Genomic DNA, 16,193 nt, shown 5'->3' with positions numbered 1-16,193 from the left:
CGGCGATGGACTACTACGAATACCTGGTGGCGCTGGCCGCGGTGAACGGGCTGATCGCCATCTCCTACCAGCACGTCCTCAGCAGCGGGATCATGCAGGCGTGCCAGGCGGCGCTCGTCGGCGTCGGCGCGTACGCCAGCGCGTTCGCCACGCGGGACTGGGACTGGCCGTTCCTGCCCTCCCTCCTGCTCGCCGCCGCCGTCACCGTGGCGCTCGGTGTCCCGCTGTCGGTGCTGGCCTCGCGGCTCGGCGAGTTCTTCTTCGCCATCGCCACGCTCGGGTTCGCGCAGGTGCTCGTCGTCGTCCTCTACAACAGCGAGCAGGCGGGCGGAGCCGTCGGGTTCGTCGGCCAGCCCACCGCGACGACCGCCCCGGCGGCGCTCACCTTCTGCGGTGCCGCCCTCGCCCTGCTGGCGGTCCTGCAGAACTCGGGGTACGGGCACCGGTCCCGCGGCACCGCGGCGGACCCACTGGCCTGCTCGGCGCTGGGCATCGACGTGAACCGGCACCGGGTGGTGGTCTTCGCCCTCGGCAGTGCGCTCGCCGGTCTCGCCGGAGGTCTGTACGCGCACCTCGTCGGTGTGCTCGTGCCGGGCGAGCTCGGGTTCGCGGCGACGGTGACGCTGTTGGTCATGGTCGTGCTCGGCGGCATCACGACCCCGTTCGGGACCCTCCTCGGTGCGGTGGTGATCACCCTGCTGCCGGAGGTGTTGAGCGCCTCGGACAGCGTCCGGCTGCTGATCTACGCCGTCGTCGTCCTCGTGCTGATGATCGTGCGGCCGCGCGGGCTCGTGGGCCGCCGCCCGCTCCGTGCCCCCGCGATCGAGGCCGTCCCGGCCGCTGCGTCCGCGGTCGACCGCCCCGCCGGGCGGCTGGAGGTGTCCGGGATCGCCAAGGCGTTCGGCGGTCTGCAGGTGCTGCGCGACGTCGGAGTCGTGCTGACGCCGGGGGAGATCCACGGCGTGATCGGGCCGAACGGGGCCGGCAAGACGACGTTCCTCAACATCGTCTCCGGCCTGGAGACGCCCGACGCCGGCACCGTCGTGCTCGACGGGGTGCCCGCGACCACCGCCCCGCCGCACGCGCGCGCCCGCCTCGGAATCGCGCGCACCTTCCAGCACACCCGTCTGTTCCCGGAGCTGACCTGCTACGAGAACCTCCTGGTCGCGGCGGCGGCACCCGGCCGTAGCGGGCCGGTGCGCACACCCTGGGCGAGCCGCCGCGACGCCGCACGCCGGGCGGTCGCGATGCTGCACCGGTTCGGGCTCGCCGCCGTCGGCGACGTTCCGGCCGCTGCGCTGCCGTACGGTGTGCAGCGGCGGGTGGAGATCGCGCGCGCCCTCGTCACCCGGCCGCGGTTCCTGCTGCTGGACGAACCGTCGGCCGGCATCCCCGAGGAGGAGATCCCGGCCCTGGCGGCGCTGGTGCGTGAATTGGCCGACGACGGGATCGGTATCCTCATGATCGAGCACAACATTCCTCTGGTGCGGCAGCTGTGCGACAGCCTGTCGGTCATCAACGATGGAATCGTGGTCACGACAGGAAATGTCGAGGAGTGCCTGAGTCATCCGGCGACCGTCGCGGCGTACCTCGGGGTGCCGGAGGTCAGCGGTGCCTGAGATCACTCGTGAATCAGGTGGTGCAGCGATGCGGAATTCCCGGAGCTCGGCGAAGTCGAGCAGATTCGTGGGGGCGCGGGACCGCCCGAAGATCCTCGCTGCGACCATCGAACTGCTCAAGTCCAAGGGGTACGCCGCCGTCACGATCGAGGCCATCGCCAAGGCGACCGGTGTCAGCAAGGTCACGATCTACCGGTGGTGGCCGAACCGTGCCGCGGTCGTCATGGACGCGTTCCTGGAGTACAACTCGCTCAGCGTCCCCTTCGAGGACGCGGGCAGCGCCCGGGAGACGATCCGCAAGCAGATGTCGCGCGTCTCCGCCTTCTTCGCCGGCGTCGGCGGCGAGATGATGCGGGGCCTCATCGCCAACTGCCAGACTGACCCGGAGCTGGCCGAGGTCTTCCGCACGGATTTCCTCCAGATTCGCCATGAGGCTGGTGCTGCGGTGGTGAAGGCCGGTGTCGAGAACGGGGAACTGCGCCCCGACATCGACGTCCAGACGGTGCTCGACGCGCTCTACGCCCCGCTCTACCACCGGCTTCTGACCGGCCACGCGCCCATCGACGAAGAATTTCTCGACCGATTGGTGGACACTGTTTTCCGGGGAATCACCCGTAACGGCTGAGAATTCGGTCCCGTAAATCCGATTGGGGGACACTCATGTCTTCTCCGATCCCCGGCCGGGGAGTGATCGCCTGCCCGCTCACCCCGTTCGACTCGACGGGGCGCGTGCACCGCGCGACGTTCCGCCGCCAGCTCGAGTTCCTCGTCGACAACGGGGCGGCCGGCGTGTGCGTGTTCATGCACGCGGCCGAGTCGCTGTTGCTGACCGAGGCCGAGCGAGCGGAGATGCTCGACGACGCCGTCGCGACCCTCGCTGGGCGGGTGCCGATCCTGGTCCACGTCAGCAGCGCGTCCACGGCGCAGGCCCGCGACCGGGCCGCACGGGCGCACGAGCAGGGCGCCGACGGCGTCGTGTGCCTGCCGCCTTACCACGTCCACCTGGACGAGGTGGCGCTGGAACGGCACTTCGCGGCGGTGGCGGACGCGTCGCCGCTGCCCCTGGTCGTCTACTCCTACCCCGCGGCGGGCGCGCCGATCGGTCCCGAGCTCCTCGATCGGCTGCTGCAGAAGGTCCCGACCGTGCAGGGCATGAAGAACGCGGGCGGAGACGTCGCCGAGATGCTGCGCCTCGTGCACGTCGCCCGGGAGCGGCGCGAGGAGTTCTCGATCTTCCACGGCATCGAGTACCTGCTGCCGAACCTCGCGATGGGCGGCGCCGGCTGCTTCTCGATCACCGGCCTGGTCGCGCCGCGGCTCGTCCGGGAGCTGTGGCGGTCGGCCGTCGCCGCCGACCACGCGACCGCCCTGCAGCGCCAGCTCGAGGTGAGCGAACTGCTCCGCGCGCTGCTGCCGCTGTACCCGTCGACGATCAAGGCCGCTGCCGGGCTCATGGGCCGCGACGTCGGCCCGCCGCGGCCACCGCACCGGGAGCTGTGCGCGGGGGAGCTGGGTGCCCTGCGGCGAGCGCTCGACTCGCTGCCCGCGCTGCGCGGCGAGCTGCGCGGCTGGGAGCTGCAGCGCGCCGAGCAGGTGATGGCCCGATGAGCGCGAGCGACGTGGTGGAGGAGTACATCGCGCAGCTGAGCCGATGGGGCCGGTGGGGCCCCGACGACGAGCTGGGCGCCTTCAACTTCACCAGCGCCGAGACCGTCCGTGCCGCGGTCGCCGAGGTGCGCTCCGGTGAGGTGATCTCGTTGACCCTCCCCTACGACCAGCGCGGGCCGCAGCCCGGCGGGTTCCGCAGCAACCCGCAACTGATCACGACCGCCACCGGTACCGACCACGTCGCGGGGGCGCAGGAGCAGCTGCCGTGGGGCCCGGCGAAGGGATTCGGCTACGCCGATGACGTCGTCGTCATGCCGCTGCAGTGCGGCACGCAGTGGGACGCCCTCTCGCACATCTTCCACCGCGGGCAGATGTGGAACGGCTACAGCGCGGCCGAGCACTCCAGCGCCGGCGCGAAGCGCAACGGCATCGAGAGGTGGTGCGGCCGCATGGTCCTGCGGGGCGTCCTGCTCGACATCGCCCTGCTGCGGGGCGTGGCGGCGCTCGAACCCGGTTACGCCATCTCGGTCGCCGACCTGGAGGCGGCGGTGCAGGCGGAAGGGGTGGACGTCCGGCCCGGCGACGCCCTGCTCGTCCACACCGGGCACCTCGAGGCCCGCCGCAACCGGTGGGGCGACTACGCGGGCGGCCCCGCCCCCGGGCTGTCGCTGCACACCGCGCCGTGGCTCGCCGAACGGGAGATCGCCGCGATCGCGACCGACACCTGGGGGGTGGAGGTCCGGCCCAACGAGGTGGACCGGTTCCAGCCGCTGCACACCGTCGCGCTCGTCCACCTGGGGATCGCCTTCGGCGAGATGTTCGACCTCAGCCGGCTCGCGGCGGCCTGCCGGGCCGAGGGGCGCTGGAGCTTCCTGCTCGTCGCCGAGCCGCTCCCGATCACCGGCGCCGTGGGCTCCCCGGTCGCCGCCATCGCTGTTCGATGAGGGGGAATGGGATGAAAGCCGTCGTCGTCAGCCGGTTCGGTGGGCCGGAGGTCCTCGCCGTCGAGGAGCAGGCGGAGCCTCGCCCGGGCCCCGGCGAGATCACCATCGCGGTGCGCTACGCCGGGGTCGGCTTCGTCGACACCCTGTTCCGCAGCGGGCACTTCCGGTTCCTGGCCCCTCCGTTCACGCCGGGGATCGAGGTCGCCGGTGACGTGCTGGAGATCGGTGAGGACGTGACCGGCCTGGAGCCGGGGCAAGGCGTGGCCGCGCTGCTGAACGACTTCTTCCGCGGCGGCCGCGCCGGCGGCTACGCCGAGGTCGTCGCGGCGCGCGCCGACCTCGTCACTCCGCTGCCGGCCGAGATGGATCCCGCCGACGCCGCCGCGTTGCTGGCCAACGGCGTCACGGCGTGGATCGCGCTCACCGACGTCGCGCGGCTCGCGCCGTCCGACACCGTGGTGGTGCTCGGGGTCTCCGGCGGGGTCGGCGGGCAGGCGGCGCGGATCGCCCGCGCATCCGGGGCCGCGCGCGTGATCGGGATCGTCGGCTCACCGGAGCGGGCCGAGCTCGCGACGGTGAACGGCTGCGACGAGGTCCTGGTCGCCGGGGACGGGGCTGGACCTGACCCGCTCGCGCCCGACGTCGTCTTCGACCCGGTCGGGGGAGATCTCCGCCGGAGACTGATCGGCAGGCTCGCGCCGTTCGGCCGCTACGTCGTCGTCGGGAACGCCAGCGGCGACGACATCGAGGTCTCCACCGACGGGCTCTGGCACGCGTCCGCCACCGTGACCGGGTTCAGCCTCGGCGGCATCGCCCACCTGCGCCCCGGACTCGTGCGGGACGCGATGGCCGCGGTCCTGGACCGGCAGGCGAAGGGAGAGCTCGGTGAACTGACCCACACGGTGCTCGACATGGCGGAGGCGGCCACCGCGCACCGCTGGCTCGCGGAGCGCAGCGGGCCGGGGAAGGTGGTGCTGGCGGTCCGTCCGTAGGAGAGCGTTCGTCGCGGCGGGGGTGGGCACTAGGGTTCGGGCGAGAGATCACGAGCACGAGCGGTTCCTCCCCCACGTCCGCGGGCGGGGCTGTGGTGCAGGAAGCGGAGGGACCGCATGACCGACTCGTCCGAGCTGGCCGCGCTGGTACGCGAGGTCGAGCAGCACGCGGCCGAGGCCGGCTGGGACCGCCCAGCGCAGCTGTTCGCCGTCGTGCCCACCGCGGCGCTGCTCGCGGCCCAGCCACACCTGGCCGCGCACCTCGACGCCCGCTCCGCGTTCACCCCCATCGCGCAGGACGCGTTGCCCTCGCCGGACCTCGCGGCGGCACTGGCGTCGATCATGTGGCCGGACGAGGTGGCCGGCTGCGCCGTCGTCCAGGAGATCATGCTGGCCCCGCCGGACGCCGATCCCGACGGCGAGCCGACCCGGGAGGCCGGCTACCGGGAGGCCCGGCTCGTCGCCGCGGTCCTGCGCGACGGGCCCAGCGCGTGCGCGCTGCGCCTGCGCGACCCGCGCTCGGACGCGGAGGAGCAGCTGATCGAGGCGGCTGATCTCGCGCCGAACCTCGTGGGGGCGCTGCGCGAGACGTTCGCGCCGGCATGAGCGGCGGACGGCGGACGGTCGGCGGTTCACGTGGCCGTCGATGAGCCGCTCCTCGCCGCAGCCGTGCGCCGGCTCGGGCTGCGAACGGCGAGCGCGGCCGGGCGATCTCACCCTGCGCCGGTAGCTTCCGCGCGCGGCCCTCGCCCGAAGCCGTGGACAGCCTCTTCAGCGCCGGCTGGGGGCGTGGGCTGGGAGGGCGGCCTCACGACATGCGCGACAGCGACATCGCAGAGATCGACATCGCAGAGATCTGAGCACAGCGAGCGGCGTCCGCCTCGGCGCTGCAGCGTCACACCTCGGGCCCGGAGGACCGTGCTTCCACCGCGGGCCATTCCTTGACAGGGAGTGCGGCGGGCTTGCCCTGGTCGTCGAGCGCGTTTCCGGCGAAGGAGCTGACCCGGGTCGGGGCGATGCCCGGAGCCACCGAACGATCCGCGTTCCGGTGCGGGCAACGAGGACGACGTGGCCGGTGCTCGTCCGCCCGCAGAGTGCTCCGTGCCAGAGGCCGCGAACCTCCGGGCGATCCGGTCGTTGCCGGGATCGGGAAGGCTCCGCAGCTGCTCGCCGGTGGACCCGTCGTGCGCGACCAGCGTCGCCCCTGGTCCGGTCCGGCTGCAGACGATGACCGATTGTTCGTCGTAGGCGCACGGAATCCGGTTGCGAGGGCTGATCGACAGGTCCCGGCGACCGTGCATCGCCGCCCGGGCTTCGCCGTTCGCGGGTTCGAGGAAGAGCAGCTCGTCCGCCCGCTGCCGTAGTCGGTTCGGGCCGGCACGAACAGGCTGGGGCGGGCTTGGAGGGTCGACACGCTGGCCGATCGGTCGGCGGCCGTCCAGCGCTCTTCGCCGGCGATCATGGCCACCGCCGGTGGCCGGGACCCATCAGCGGATCGCCGCCGATGGTCGATCCGGTCCCCGGGATCGTGGTGTCGATCGCGGCTTCTGCGAGGTAGCGGGCACGCCGCCGCAGCACCCTACGGATCTCGGGGTCGATGCCCGTCGTGGACGTCTGATCGGTGCCGTGGTCGTAGGTCACGATCGCCGCGTCCTCCGACGCCGCGACCACTCGCGTGATCACGGGGCCGGTGTGCGAACCAAGCTGCGCGTCCGAGACGGCGACGAGCAGGGACCAGGCCGGTTCGCCGGACGCCGCATCCACGGCCAGGACGGAGACGCCGCTTCGGCCTGCTGGTGTCGAACGCTGAGCGGGTCCGCGCGGACGGCTCCGGCAGTCGCCGTTGCGCTGCTGTCGGCGATCTGGCCGCCGACGACCGTGTCGCTGGTGCCGGGGCCGCAGCTGGTGAGAGCCGGCGCGAGTGCTGTGCAGGCCACTGAGACGCGGATTCGCCGCATGCACGTCCCCGTCGACGAGCTGGGGCGGAGGGAGCTGAGCCGCGATCGCGGTGCGGGCGGGATCGGAGGATCCGCGCCGCGGGGTACGGGATCACCCGGCGGCCGGCGGCGTCAGGCCGGTAGCTCCCAGGTGTGCACCGGCTGGTTGGCGTGCATGTGCTCCACGTACCGCTCCAGCATCGCGTGCAGGGCCGGGACGCGCTCCAACCCGCGCTCCTGCAGCGCCTGCACGGTGCGGACCTGCCACGCCGCGCCGTTGATCCCGGTGAGGCAGCGCTGCTCGATGATCCCGAGGAGGCGTTCGCGATCGGCGTCGGCCACCCCGAACGCGGCGAGGCCCTCGTGCGCGAGGGGGAGCAGGCGCCGCAGCACCAGCTCCGTCGCCGGCACCTGGCCGACGCCCGGCCAGTACAGCTCCGCGTCGATGCCGTCGCGGGCACCCGCGTGGAAGTTCTCCTCCGCCGCGTGGAAGCTCATCTGCGTCCACACCGGGCGGGTCGACGTCGCGAGGGTGCGGACGAGCCCGTAGTAGAACGCGGCGTTGGCCAGCGCGTCGACGACGGTGGGACCGGCCGGCAGCACCCGGTTCTCCACGCGCAGGTGCGGGGTCGCCGCGTCCCCGCTGCCGACGACGGCGTAGATCGGCCGGTTCCAGCGGTAGATGGTGCCGTTGTGCAGCGCCAGCTCGGCCATCTCCGGGATCTCGCCGGCGGCCAGCTGCTCGATCGGGTCCTCCGGCTCGCAGATCGGCAGCAGCGCGGGGAAGTAGCGGGCGTTCTCCTCGAACAGATCGAACACCGACGTCACCCAGCGCTCTCCGAACCACACCCGCGGGCGCACCCCCTGCTCCTTCAGCTCCTCGGAGCGGGTGTCGGTGACCTGCTCGAACAGCGGGATGCGGGTCTCGCGCCACAGCTGCATCCCGAACAGGAACGGGGAGTTCGCGCCGACCGCGAGCTGGGCCCCGGCGATCGCCTGGGCGGCGTTCCAGTACGACGCGAACTCCGCCGGACTGACCTGCAGGTGCAGCTGCACGCTGGTGCACGCCGCCTCGGGGGTGATCGAGTCGGTGTAGGTGGACAGCGATTCCACCCCGCGGATCGACAGGTGCATGTCCTCGCCGCGGGCCGCGAGGATCTGCTCGTTGAGCAGCGCGTAGCGGGGGTTCTTCGACAACGAGTCGATCTTCACGTGGCGCGGCATCAGCGTGGGCAGCACGCCGATCATCACCATCCGCCCGCCCGAAGTGCGCGCCCGCTCGTCCGCCGAGTTCAGGCTCGCCCGCACCTCCTCCTCCAGGTCGGCGAAGGCCGGGCCGCCGAGCTCGCGCGGCGCCACGTTGATCTCGATGTTGAACTGGGCGATCTCGGTCTGGAACGCCGGGTCGGCGATGCTGGCGAGCACCTCGGCGTTGACGTTGGCCGGTTCGCCGGCGTCGTCGACGAGGTTGAGCTCGATCTCCAGGCCGGTCATCGGACGTTCGAAGTCGAACTTGGCCTCGCGCAGCATCACGGTGAGCGCGTCGAGGCTGCGGCGGATCTTGTCGCGGAACCGGCGGCGGTCCGCCCGAGTGAACTCGCGGTGATCCACGTCACGGCCCATCGCGTCATCGTGGAGAAACCGGGGGTCCGGGGCAAGGGATCGACGCATCCGCGATCGCGGCCTGGGATACCGTGCGGGCCGTCGGCTCACGAGAGGTCGGTCATGAGCGGTCGCTGGCTGCCAGGATGGCCGGAGGAGTTCTCCGGCAGGCTGCCCATTGCCAGCGACGTGAGCGCGGCGCTGGGCATCGATCCGCTGGCGGTGCTGCTGCGGTCCACGGCGGCCATGGCGCTGACGACGCTGCGCGGCCGGGAGTCGACGGTCACCGCCGGGTCGCTGCGGGTGCGCGGGGTGCTCGAGGAGCTGACCGTGGGGCCCGACCGGCGCGGCGAGCTGGGCCGCCTCGGCGAGGTGCGGCTGGCCGCCCGCGACGTCACGTCCCCCGGCGTCCCGCGGCTGCGCCGGGTGGTCCTCTCCGCCCGCGACGCGCGGCTGCGGCCGGCGCTGCCGGTCGTCGAGCTGGTCGCCACGCCGGTCCTCGTCGAGGTCGAGATCGATCCGGCGGACCTGCCGATGCGCCGGCGGATGCGGCTCGCCGTCGACCCGGCCGGGATCGCGACGCTGCACCTCGGCCGCATCGACCGCGTCCGGTTGGAGGTGGTGCTGCGCCGCACCGCGCGGACCGTGACGGTGGGAGCGCGGGCGCTGCGGGTGTTCGCCCTGCGCATCCCGCTGCCGGGGCGGGTGATGCGGCGGCGGATCGCGATCGACCGGCTGCCGCAGGGTGTGCGGCTGACCGGGGTGCGCACCGGTGTCGGGGTGGTGCGGGTGTCCGCCGTGCTCGACCGGTGGAGCACCCCGATCACCGCGTCGGCGCTCGGCGACGTGGCCGCGGCGCTGGCTGCGGGGGCGACCGAGCTGGTGCTGCCCTGCGGCCGGGCTAGCGAGAGGTGAACTCCGGCGGGCCGTACGCCCGCACCGGCGGCGGGGTACCCGGGTAGCGCTCCACCTCCACCAGCGCGTGCTGGCCCGTGCAGCCCTGGCCCAGCGACGACGTGCCGCGGTCGCGGGTGAGCACGTTCGGGTTGCCGTTCGCGCACGTGCCGTCGGGCAGCGGGTCGTACCACGCCCCGGTGGGCAGCACGACCACGCCGCGGCGGACACCGTCGGAGATGCGGGCCCCGGCGAGGCAGGCGCCGCGGTCGTTGAACACCCGCACGACGTCGCCGTCGGAGATGCCGCGGACGGCCGCGTCCTGCGGGTGCAGGGTGATCGCGGCGCGCCCGGCGACCTTCGTGCGGGCGCTCTGCGGGCCGAAGTCCAGCTGGCTGTGCAGCTGCCCGCGCGGCTGGTGGGCGATCAGGTGCAGCGGATACCGCTGCGCCAAGGGGGAACCGAGCCACTCCTCGGGCTCGATCCACGTCGGATGGCCGGGGCAGTCGGCGTCGCCGAACCCGGCGATCCGCTCCGAGTACAGCTCGATCCGCCCGCTCGGTGTGCGCAGCGGGCGGCCGTCGGGATCGGCGCGGAACGCGACGAGGAAGGCCCGGTCGGCGGGCTGCGCCGGCAGGGCGATCACGTCACCGGCGAAGAACTCCTCGGCGTCGGGCAGGTCGATCCCCAGCTTGCGCCGTGTCGTGTCGGCCCAGCCGGTGTAGAGGTGGACGAGCCACTCGCGGGCGGTCCGGCCCTCGGTGAACTCCTCCTCGACGCCGAGCACCCGAGCGAGGTCGGCGAAGACCTCGAAGTCGTCGCGCGCCTCGCCGTACGGGGCGGTGATCGGGTGCATGGGCACGATGTGCCGGTCGGTGGAGGCGGCGCCGATGTCGGTGCGCTCCAGCGGGGTGGTCACCGGCACGACGATGTCGGCGTGCTTGGCCATCGGCGTCCAGAACGGCTCGTGCACCACCACGGTCTCCGCCCGGCCCAGCGCCCGCCGCAGCCGGTTGAGGTCCTGGTGGTGGTGGAACGGGTTGCCGCCCGCCCAGTACACCAGTGCGATGTCCGGGTAGGTCAGCGTGCGCCCGTCGAAGCGGAACGGCTCACCGGGGTGCAGCAGCATGTCGGCGACCCGCGCGACCGGGATGCACTCCGCGACGGGGTTCTGGCCCTGCGGCACCCGGGGCATGCGGGTGCCGGCGCCGCGGATGCCGACGTCGCCCATCGAGCCGTAGCCGTGCCCGAAGCCCTGCCCGGGCAGCCCGATCCTGCCCAGGACCGCGGCGAGCGCCAGCCCGGCCCACGGCACCTGCTCGCCGTGCTCCGTGCGCTGCAGCGACCAGGTCACCGTGACCAACGTGCGCCGGGCCGCCATGCGCCGGGCCAGTGCGCGGATCTCGTCCGCCGCAACCTCGCACAGCGGCTCCGCCCACTCCGGTGGGGTGGTGGCGACGTAGGCCTCCAGCACGTCGGCGCCGGTGCAGTACCGCTGCAGGAACCCGCGATCGGCGAGCCCCTCGGCGAACAGCACGTGCATCAGCGCCAGCATCAGCGCGACGTCCGAGGCCGGGCGCACCGGCAGCCAGCGGGCGCCGCGGATGTCGGGGGTGTCCTCGTGCAGCGGGCTGATCGCGATCACCTCGACCCCGGCCGCGTCGAGCGCCCGGAGGTGCCCGGGCACGGCGTGCTCGGTGATCCCGCCCGACGCGACGAAGGTGTTCTTCCGCGGGATCCCGCCGAACGCGACGATCAGTTCGGTGTGCTCGACGATGACCGGCCAGTCGGTGAGGCCCGCGGTGACCGGGACGTCGGGGCCCACCACGTGCGGCATGATCACCGCGGAGGCGCCGAAGCTGTAGTTGTGCACGGAGCGGACGAAACCGCCGAGGCAGTTGAGGAACCGGTGCACCTGGCTCTGAGCGTGGTGGAAGCGTCCCGCGCTGGCCCAGCCGTACGAGCCGCCGAACACGCCCTGCGGGCCGCGCTCGGCGTAGACCCGGCGCAGCTCGCCGGCCAGCAGCTCGATCAGCTCCGGCCACTCCACCTCGACGAACGGTTCGCGGCCGCGGGCGTCCGACGGGCCCGGCCCGTTCCGCAGCCAGCCCGCGCGGACGGCCGGGCGGGCGATCCGCACGGCCGGGTCGCGCATCGCCGGGATGTTGTGCAGAAGGGGAGAGGGAGCCGGGTCGGCGGGGTGCGGCCGCACCTGCACGCCCGATTCCGTGTCGCGGGCGAGGAACGTGCCCCAGTGGGTGCTGCTCGGGACGAACGCGGCGCCGGTCACAGCACCATCCTCGCCCACCGCGCGGCGGGTGCGGGTGCACCGTGACGATCGGCTCGGGGCGCGGGACTGCGACTGGGCGATTCGACCGCCCCGGACGGCGTGTCCGCGCCCCTAGAATCCGTTCGATGTCCGTAGATCCCGCGGTCGACGCACTCGATCTCGCCCTGTTGACCGCGCTCAAGGAGAACCCCAGGGTCGGGGTGCTCGAGCTGTCGCGGATCCTGCACGTCGCCCGGGCCACCATCGCGGCTCGGCTGCAGCGACTGGAGCAGCGGGGCATCGTCACCGGCTACGGACCGGACATCGATCTCGCCCAGGCCGGTTACCCGGTGCAGGCGTTCGTCACGCTGGAGATCGCGCAGGGCTCCCTCGACGACGTGGCAGCCGATCTCGCCGCCGTGCCCGGGGTGCTGGAGGCGTACGCCACCACGGGTTCCGGCGACGTGCTGTGCAAGATCGCGGCGGTGTCGCACAGCGACCTGCAGGCCACCCTCGTGGAGCTCACCAGGGCCCGCTCCGTCGTCCGCTCCACCAGCGTCATCGTGCTCTCCACGCTCGTGGAACCGCGCACGCTGCCGCTGCTCGCATCGCGTTTGCGGACCACCGGGACCCGGGCGCCCGCCTACCGCGACGGCTGACGTCCCGGCCGCGACGGACCGTGCCACCATGGTCGCGTGGCGCAGGAGACCGAGGGCGGGCGGAAGCCGGAGATCCGGATCGGCGACGCCGAGCGACGCGCCGTCGACGCTCGGCTCCAGAAGGCGCAAGCCGAGGGCCGGATCACCCTCGTCGAGTACGACGAGCGAGCAGCGCGCTGCTGGGCCGCGCGCACCCAGGCCGAACTCGACGAGCTCACCGCGGACCTGCCGCCCGAACCCGTCAGCGCGTCGGAGGAACCCGTGAAGGTCGAGCCCGAACGCACGGAGGGGCAGCAGGGCGTGCTCGCCCGCATCGGCAACGCGATCGGCAGCGTCGCGGTGCTCGCCCTGCTCGGCTACGCGGCGGTGACCATCCTCGGTGCGGACGACGGCGCCGCGATCTTCGGCAACCTCAGTGTCTCCGTCCCGCCCGGCCAGCAGCGGGTCGAGGTCGGCATGCTCTTCGGCAACGCCGAGGTCGTCGTGCCCGACGGCGTACGGGCGCGCACCACCGGCACCGTCCTGTTCGGCAACCGCGTGTGCGAGGAGGCGTGCAGCCCGTCCGCCGCGAACGCCCCCACCGTCGTGGTGGACGCGACCGGCGCGTTCGGCAGCGTCCGCGTGCTCACCGAGTCGGAGAAGCGCGCGCACGCGGCCGATCGGGCCGGTGCCCGGTCGGACCGCGACGACGACTGAGCGGCGCCGATCCGATCCGCTCAGTGGACCAGCTTGAGCCCGACCACGCAGCCGACGATGCCGAGCAGGAGCAAGATCTTCACCAGTGACACCGGCTCAGCCCCCGTCGCCATCCCGTAGGCCACGGTGAGCGCGGCGCCGATGCCGACCCACACCGCGTACGAGGTACCGACCGGTAGCTCGCGCATCGCGTAGGCGAGCCCCGCCATGCTGCCGATGATCGCGACGAGGAAGACCACCGACGGCCAGAGCCGGGTGAACCCCTCCGAGCGGCTGAGCGCGACGGCCCACACGGCCTCGAGCACACCGGACAGGACCAGCACGATCCAGGACACGGCACACCTTCCATGAGCGCCGTCGTGTCGCACACCGGGTACGGCGCCCGCTCGTCCGGGAGGTCCGCAGCGGACCTCCCGGAGATCATCGCACCGCGGCGGGGGCGGGCACCGGGACGGGCGTGAGCACCGGCGCGGGAGGCGTCGCGCCGGCCAGGACCGGCGGATCGGCGCCGATCCCGGTCACCGCGAACTCGGTGGTCGTGAGCCCCTTGCCACCGACCCACGGCTCGAACCCGGCCTGGACGCTGGTCATGTACCACTCCGGCGGCAGCTTGCCGCGGGCCGTCGCGTCCTTCGCGAACGCCATCAGGTCGAGGTCGTCCACGCGGTCGATCGGCTCGACCCGCACGTACGACAGCACGTCGGCGCCGTTCTCACCTTCCCAGACCTCCCACTCGGCCCCGTCGACAGTCGCGGTGCCGGTGCGTTCCCCGATCGGGGCGGGCCCGGTGGTGCGCAGCCAGATCATCAGCTCCAGGCCGGTGACGGTGTCGTTCCGCCGCGGGGTGGGGTCGAACCAGATGTCGTAGGCCGCCACCCACGTCCCGTCCTCGGGAGCCTGGATCGCGAACGTGCTGGTCACCGGGCCGAGGTCCTGGACAGCGCGGGGGAGCACCGTCCCGGCCGTGCACGTGCCGTAGTGGCAGCCGGCGAAGATCGACGGGTACGCGGCCGGCATGGACGAGTTGTGGTGGGCGCCCTCGGTGACCTCGAAACCGACGTCGAAGGCGCGCACGCACTGGGGCTCGTCCGAACCCCAGACGTTGTTCTGCACCTCGTAGCGGCCGTCGGCGACCGGTGTGGAGCCGAACTTCTCGCACACCACGTCCCCGGGTGCCGCGCTCGCGGGGGCCGAGGCGACGGTCAGCAGCGCGAGCACGGTGCAGGCGAAGGTCAGCAGCGTTCGGCGCACCCGATCATGCTGGGGGCGGCGGGGCCGGCGGGGTGGGCACGACGCGCCGAGGAGTGCGTCACGATCAGGCGAACCGGTGGCGAGCCGGCGAACGCAGGGCCCGAGCCACGACCCCGTCCTGCGTGGGCCCGCCCTACGTGCGGGGCTGGCCGTAGCCGCGCAGCAGCTCCCCGACGCGGGCGATCTCCTCCGGCGGCAGCAGCCGGGGCGTCCCGGCCAGCTGCGCCTGGTGCCACAGCCGGCACAGCCACTCCAGCAGCACGGCCCGGTCGTACGCCTTCGCCAGGTCCGGTCCGATGGTGGTGGCGCCGTGGTTGGCGTGCAGCACCGCGGACCCCGTCGCCAGTGCGGCGACAGCGTGCGCCGCCAGTTGCGGCGTGCCGTACGTGGCGTAGGGCGCGACCGGCACCCGGCCCCCGAGCTCGGCGATCATGTAGTGGATCGGCGGGAGCTCGTCGACCAGGGTGGACACCGCGGTCGCGTAGAGCGGATGGGTGTGCACTACTGCACCCGCGTCCGTGGCCGCGTAGATCGCCGTGTGCATCGGCGCCTCGGAGGACGGGACCGGTCCGGGTCCGACGGTGCGCCCTTCGAGATCGATCACGCAGATCTGTTCGGGCGTCAGCTCCGGGTACGGCACGCCGGACGGGGTGATCGCGATGCGGTCGCCCATCCGCACCGAGATGTTCCCGGACGTGCCCAGCGTGAGCCCGTCGTCCGCCATGCGCCGGCACCGGTCGACGATCGCGGTCCGCGCTGCGTCGAGGAGATCCGCGTGGTCGTCTCCGCCGCCGAACCGGTGATCGGCCCGGTGATCAGCGCGGTGATCAGCGCGGTGATCGGTCATGGGCTCAGCCTGCCATCGGGCGGTTGTGGATGATCGCGCGGTCGATGGGCGTGACCTCGCTGAGGTCGCCGCCGGTCGGGCGCACCGGGCGCATGATCGGGGCGGTCCGCGCTGCCTCCGCTCACCCATGGCTCAGCCCACCGCCGTCCAGGTGGCGGGACGGCGGGCCACCGCGAACGCCGCGGCGACGTCGGCCCGGTTCCACACTGCGGGAAGCCTCCGCAGAGTGCTGACGAGCTCGGTGGCCGTGCACACGATGATCCCGCGCGGGGCGGCCTGCTCCCACAACAGGGCACCCACGAGCGCGACCACCGGCAGCACCGGCACCGGCGTGCCCAGCGCCACCGACAGGGCCTCGGCCGCGCGGCAGGCCTCGGCGCGCGCGGTGCCGAGGTGACGACCACGCGCCCGCCGACCAGCACCGTCTCGCCGTCCACGACGACCCGGCCCTCGGGATGGTGGTGGGTGTTGATCACGACCACGCCCGGCGGGCCGAGCACGAGATGATCGATGTCGCGGATCCGCCCGCCCACCTCACCGAGCGGCACGGAGTGCAGGACCCGCCAGCGCGGTTCCCGGCCGAACGCGCGGCCCAGCAGCCGGTCGAGCGTCGGTGCTCGGGCGAGCCGGGACAGGACCTCGGCGACCGCGACCTCCCCGTCGGCACCGAGGCGCCAGCTGCGGTCGGCACCCGGGCCCTCGGCCAGGCGGCGCCGAGCCGCCTCGTGAGCGACGTGGATGCCGGGCGGGGTGGCGGCGAGGTCGGTGGTCAAGCCGGTGGTCAGGACTGCGGGACGGGCGATCGGGAGGTTCGGCATGGCTGCATGGTTGCGGAGACCCCCGACAGGGATGGGCGGGCGCCGCCCGTCGTAGCC

16 protein-coding genes, 1 pseudogene and 1 riboswitch are annotated in these 16,193 nt (G+C 73.2%); of the genes and pseudogenes, 9 read left to right on the top strand and 8 right to left on the bottom strand.

Features of this window, described 5'->3' with window-relative positions:
* The first annotated feature begins 5 nt into the window (after positions 1-5).
* From BUE41_RS13520 to BUE41_RS13495, 6 genes are all read left to right on the top strand, one after another.
* Entirely contained in the window at positions 6-1,619 is a 1,614-nt protein-coding gene (locus tag BUE41_RS13520) for a branched-chain amino acid ABC transporter ATP-binding protein/permease (protein WP_143172137.1), read from the top strand.
* Positions 1,620-1,686: 67 nt separating this feature from the next.
* Positions 1,687-2,244 (top strand): TetR/AcrR family transcriptional regulator, encoded by a 558-nt coding sequence (locus BUE41_RS13515; RefSeq protein WP_159444905.1) that lies wholly within the window; start codon positions 1,687-1,689, stop codon positions 2,242-2,244.
* A 35-nt stretch (positions 2,245-2,279) separates the two neighbouring features.
* Complete coding sequence (locus BUE41_RS13510; RefSeq protein WP_084754917.1) at positions 2,280-3,227, top strand: dihydrodipicolinate synthase family protein; 948 nt, start codon at positions 2,280-2,282, stop codon at positions 3,225-3,227.
* Positions 3,224-4,171, top strand: coding sequence for a cyclase family protein (locus BUE41_RS13505; protein ID WP_073457430.1), 948 nt, complete (start codon positions 3,224-3,226; stop codon positions 4,169-4,171). The genes BUE41_RS13510 and BUE41_RS13505 overlap by 4 nt, the downstream gene beginning before the upstream one ends.
* Before the next feature lie 11 nt (positions 4,172-4,182).
* The gene (locus BUE41_RS13500; protein WP_073457429.1) at positions 4,183-5,163 is read left to right on the top strand and encodes a quinone oxidoreductase family protein; all 981 of its coding nucleotides are present in this window, start codon (positions 4,183-4,185) and stop codon (positions 5,161-5,163) included.
* Positions 5,164-5,280: 117 nt separating this feature from the next.
* Positions 5,281-5,769 carry a PPA1309 family protein gene (locus tag BUE41_RS13495; RefSeq protein ID WP_073457428.1) on the top strand — a complete coding sequence of 163 codons (489 nt, stop codon included), beginning with the start codon at positions 5,281-5,283 and terminating at the stop codon, positions 5,767-5,769.
* Between the two features lie 852 nt (positions 5,770-6,621).
* On the opposite strand, the gene BUE41_RS13490 is transcribed toward BUE41_RS13495, so the two are convergent.
* Together BUE41_RS13490 and BUE41_RS13485 are read right to left on the bottom strand one after the other, a co-directional pair.
* A complete protein-coding gene (locus BUE41_RS13490) occupies positions 6,622-6,846 on the bottom strand; it encodes a hypothetical protein (RefSeq protein ID WP_143172135.1) in 225 nt (74 codons plus the stop codon).
* Positions 6,847-7,232: 386 nt separating this feature from the next.
* Positions 7,233-8,723 (bottom strand): glutamate-cysteine ligase family protein, encoded by a 1,491-nt coding sequence (locus BUE41_RS13485; RefSeq protein ID WP_073457426.1) that lies wholly within the window; start codon positions 8,721-8,723, stop codon positions 7,233-7,235.
* A 102-nt stretch (positions 8,724-8,825) separates the two neighbouring features.
* Between BUE41_RS13485 and BUE41_RS13480 the strand changes: the two genes are divergently transcribed.
* Positions 8,826-9,617 (top strand): hypothetical protein, encoded by a 792-nt coding sequence (locus BUE41_RS13480; RefSeq protein WP_143172134.1) that lies wholly within the window; start codon positions 8,826-8,828, stop codon positions 9,615-9,617.
* On the opposite strand, the gene BUE41_RS13475 is transcribed toward BUE41_RS13480, so the two are convergent.
* Positions 9,604-11,886: a molybdopterin-dependent oxidoreductase gene (locus BUE41_RS13475; protein ID WP_073457424.1), complete on the bottom strand. Its 2,283-nt coding sequence runs from the start codon at positions 11,884-11,886 to the stop codon at positions 9,604-9,606. The genes BUE41_RS13480 and BUE41_RS13475 overlap by 14 nt on opposite strands.
* Positions 11,887-12,011: 125 nt before the next feature.
* Between BUE41_RS13475 and BUE41_RS13470 the strand changes: the two genes are divergently transcribed.
* On the top strand, positions 12,012-12,524 hold the full coding sequence (locus BUE41_RS13470) for an Lrp/AsnC family transcriptional regulator (protein ID WP_073457423.1): 513 nt from the start codon (positions 12,012-12,014) through the stop codon (positions 12,522-12,524).
* Between the two features lie 36 nt (positions 12,525-12,560).
* On the top strand, positions 12,561-13,220 hold the full coding sequence (locus BUE41_RS13465) for a DUF1707 SHOCT-like domain-containing protein (RefSeq protein ID WP_073457422.1): 660 nt from the start codon (positions 12,561-12,563) through the stop codon (positions 13,218-13,220).
* A 20-nt stretch (positions 13,221-13,240) separates the two neighbouring features.
* Here BUE41_RS13465 and BUE41_RS13460 read toward each other — a convergent pair whose 3' ends face one another.
* From BUE41_RS13460 to BUE41_RS32905, 5 genes and pseudogenes are all read right to left on the bottom strand, one after another.
* Positions 13,241-13,555: a DMT family transporter gene (locus BUE41_RS13460; RefSeq protein ID WP_073457421.1), complete on the bottom strand. Its 315-nt coding sequence runs from the start codon at positions 13,553-13,555 to the stop codon at positions 13,241-13,243.
* 13 nt (positions 13,556-13,568) lie between these two features.
* A riboswitch (guanidine-III (ykkC-III) riboswitch) is annotated at positions 13,569-13,636 on the bottom strand.
* A gap of 4 nt (positions 13,637-13,640) precedes the next feature.
* Complete coding sequence (locus BUE41_RS13455) at positions 13,641-14,471, bottom strand: GH12 family glycosyl hydrolase domain-containing protein (RefSeq protein ID WP_073457420.1); 831 nt, start codon at positions 14,469-14,471, stop codon at positions 13,641-13,643.
* A 133-nt stretch (positions 14,472-14,604) separates the two neighbouring features.
* A complete protein-coding gene (locus BUE41_RS13450) occupies positions 14,605-15,318 on the bottom strand; it encodes a class II aldolase/adducin family protein (RefSeq protein ID WP_073457419.1) in 714 nt (237 codons plus the stop codon).
* A gap of 132 nt (positions 15,319-15,450) precedes the next feature.
* Positions 15,451-15,663 (bottom strand): hypothetical protein, encoded by a 213-nt coding sequence (locus BUE41_RS31895; protein ID WP_234997233.1) that lies wholly within the window; start codon positions 15,661-15,663, stop codon positions 15,451-15,453.
* Between the two features lie 98 nt (positions 15,664-15,761).
* Positions 15,762-16,136 (bottom strand): annotated as a pseudogene (locus tag BUE41_RS32905) (nuclease-related domain-containing protein); the annotation flags it as partial.
* Positions 16,137-16,193: the final 57 nt, after the last annotated feature.

Source organism: Pseudonocardia thermophila (assembly GCF_900142365.1).
GTDB classification, from domain to species: domain Bacteria; phylum Actinomycetota; class Actinomycetes; order Mycobacteriales; family Pseudonocardiaceae; genus Pseudonocardia; species Pseudonocardia thermophila.
Note: the sequence above shows the minus strand (reverse complement) of the source record. Positions and strands in the feature narration are given on the sequence as shown.

Bases quoted from the DNA above. Each gene is read 5' to 3' on its own strand.
- BUE41_RS13480 (WP_143172134.1), top strand. From the start codon at position 8,826: ATGAGCGGTCGCTGGCTGCCAGGATGGCCGGAGGAGTTCTCCGGCAGG.
- BUE41_RS13495 (WP_073457428.1), top strand. From the start codon at position 5,281: ATGACCGACTCGTCCGAGCTGGCCGCGCTGGTACGCGAGGTCGAGCAG.
- BUE41_RS13470 (WP_073457423.1), top strand. From the start codon at position 12,012: ATGTCCGTAGATCCCGCGGTCGACGCACTCGATCTCGCCCTGTTGACC.
- BUE41_RS13520 (WP_143172137.1), top strand. From the start codon at position 6: ATGGACTACTACGAATACCTGGTGGCGCTGGCCGCGGTGAACGGGCTG.
- BUE41_RS13510 (WP_084754917.1), top strand. From the start codon at position 2,280: ATGTCTTCTCCGATCCCCGGCCGGGGAGTGATCGCCTGCCCGCTCACC.
- BUE41_RS13505 (WP_073457430.1), top strand. From the start codon at position 3,224: ATGAGCGCGAGCGACGTGGTGGAGGAGTACATCGCGCAGCTGAGCCGA.
- BUE41_RS13500 (WP_073457429.1), top strand. From the start codon at position 4,183: ATGAAAGCCGTCGTCGTCAGCCGGTTCGGTGGGCCGGAGGTCCTCGCC.
- BUE41_RS13450 (WP_073457419.1), bottom strand. From the start codon at position 15,318: ATGACCGATCACCGCGCTGATCACCGCGCTGATCACCGGGCCGATCAC.
- BUE41_RS13485 (WP_073457426.1), bottom strand. From the start codon at position 8,723: ATGGGCCGTGACGTGGATCACCGCGAGTTCACTCGGGCGGACCGCCGC.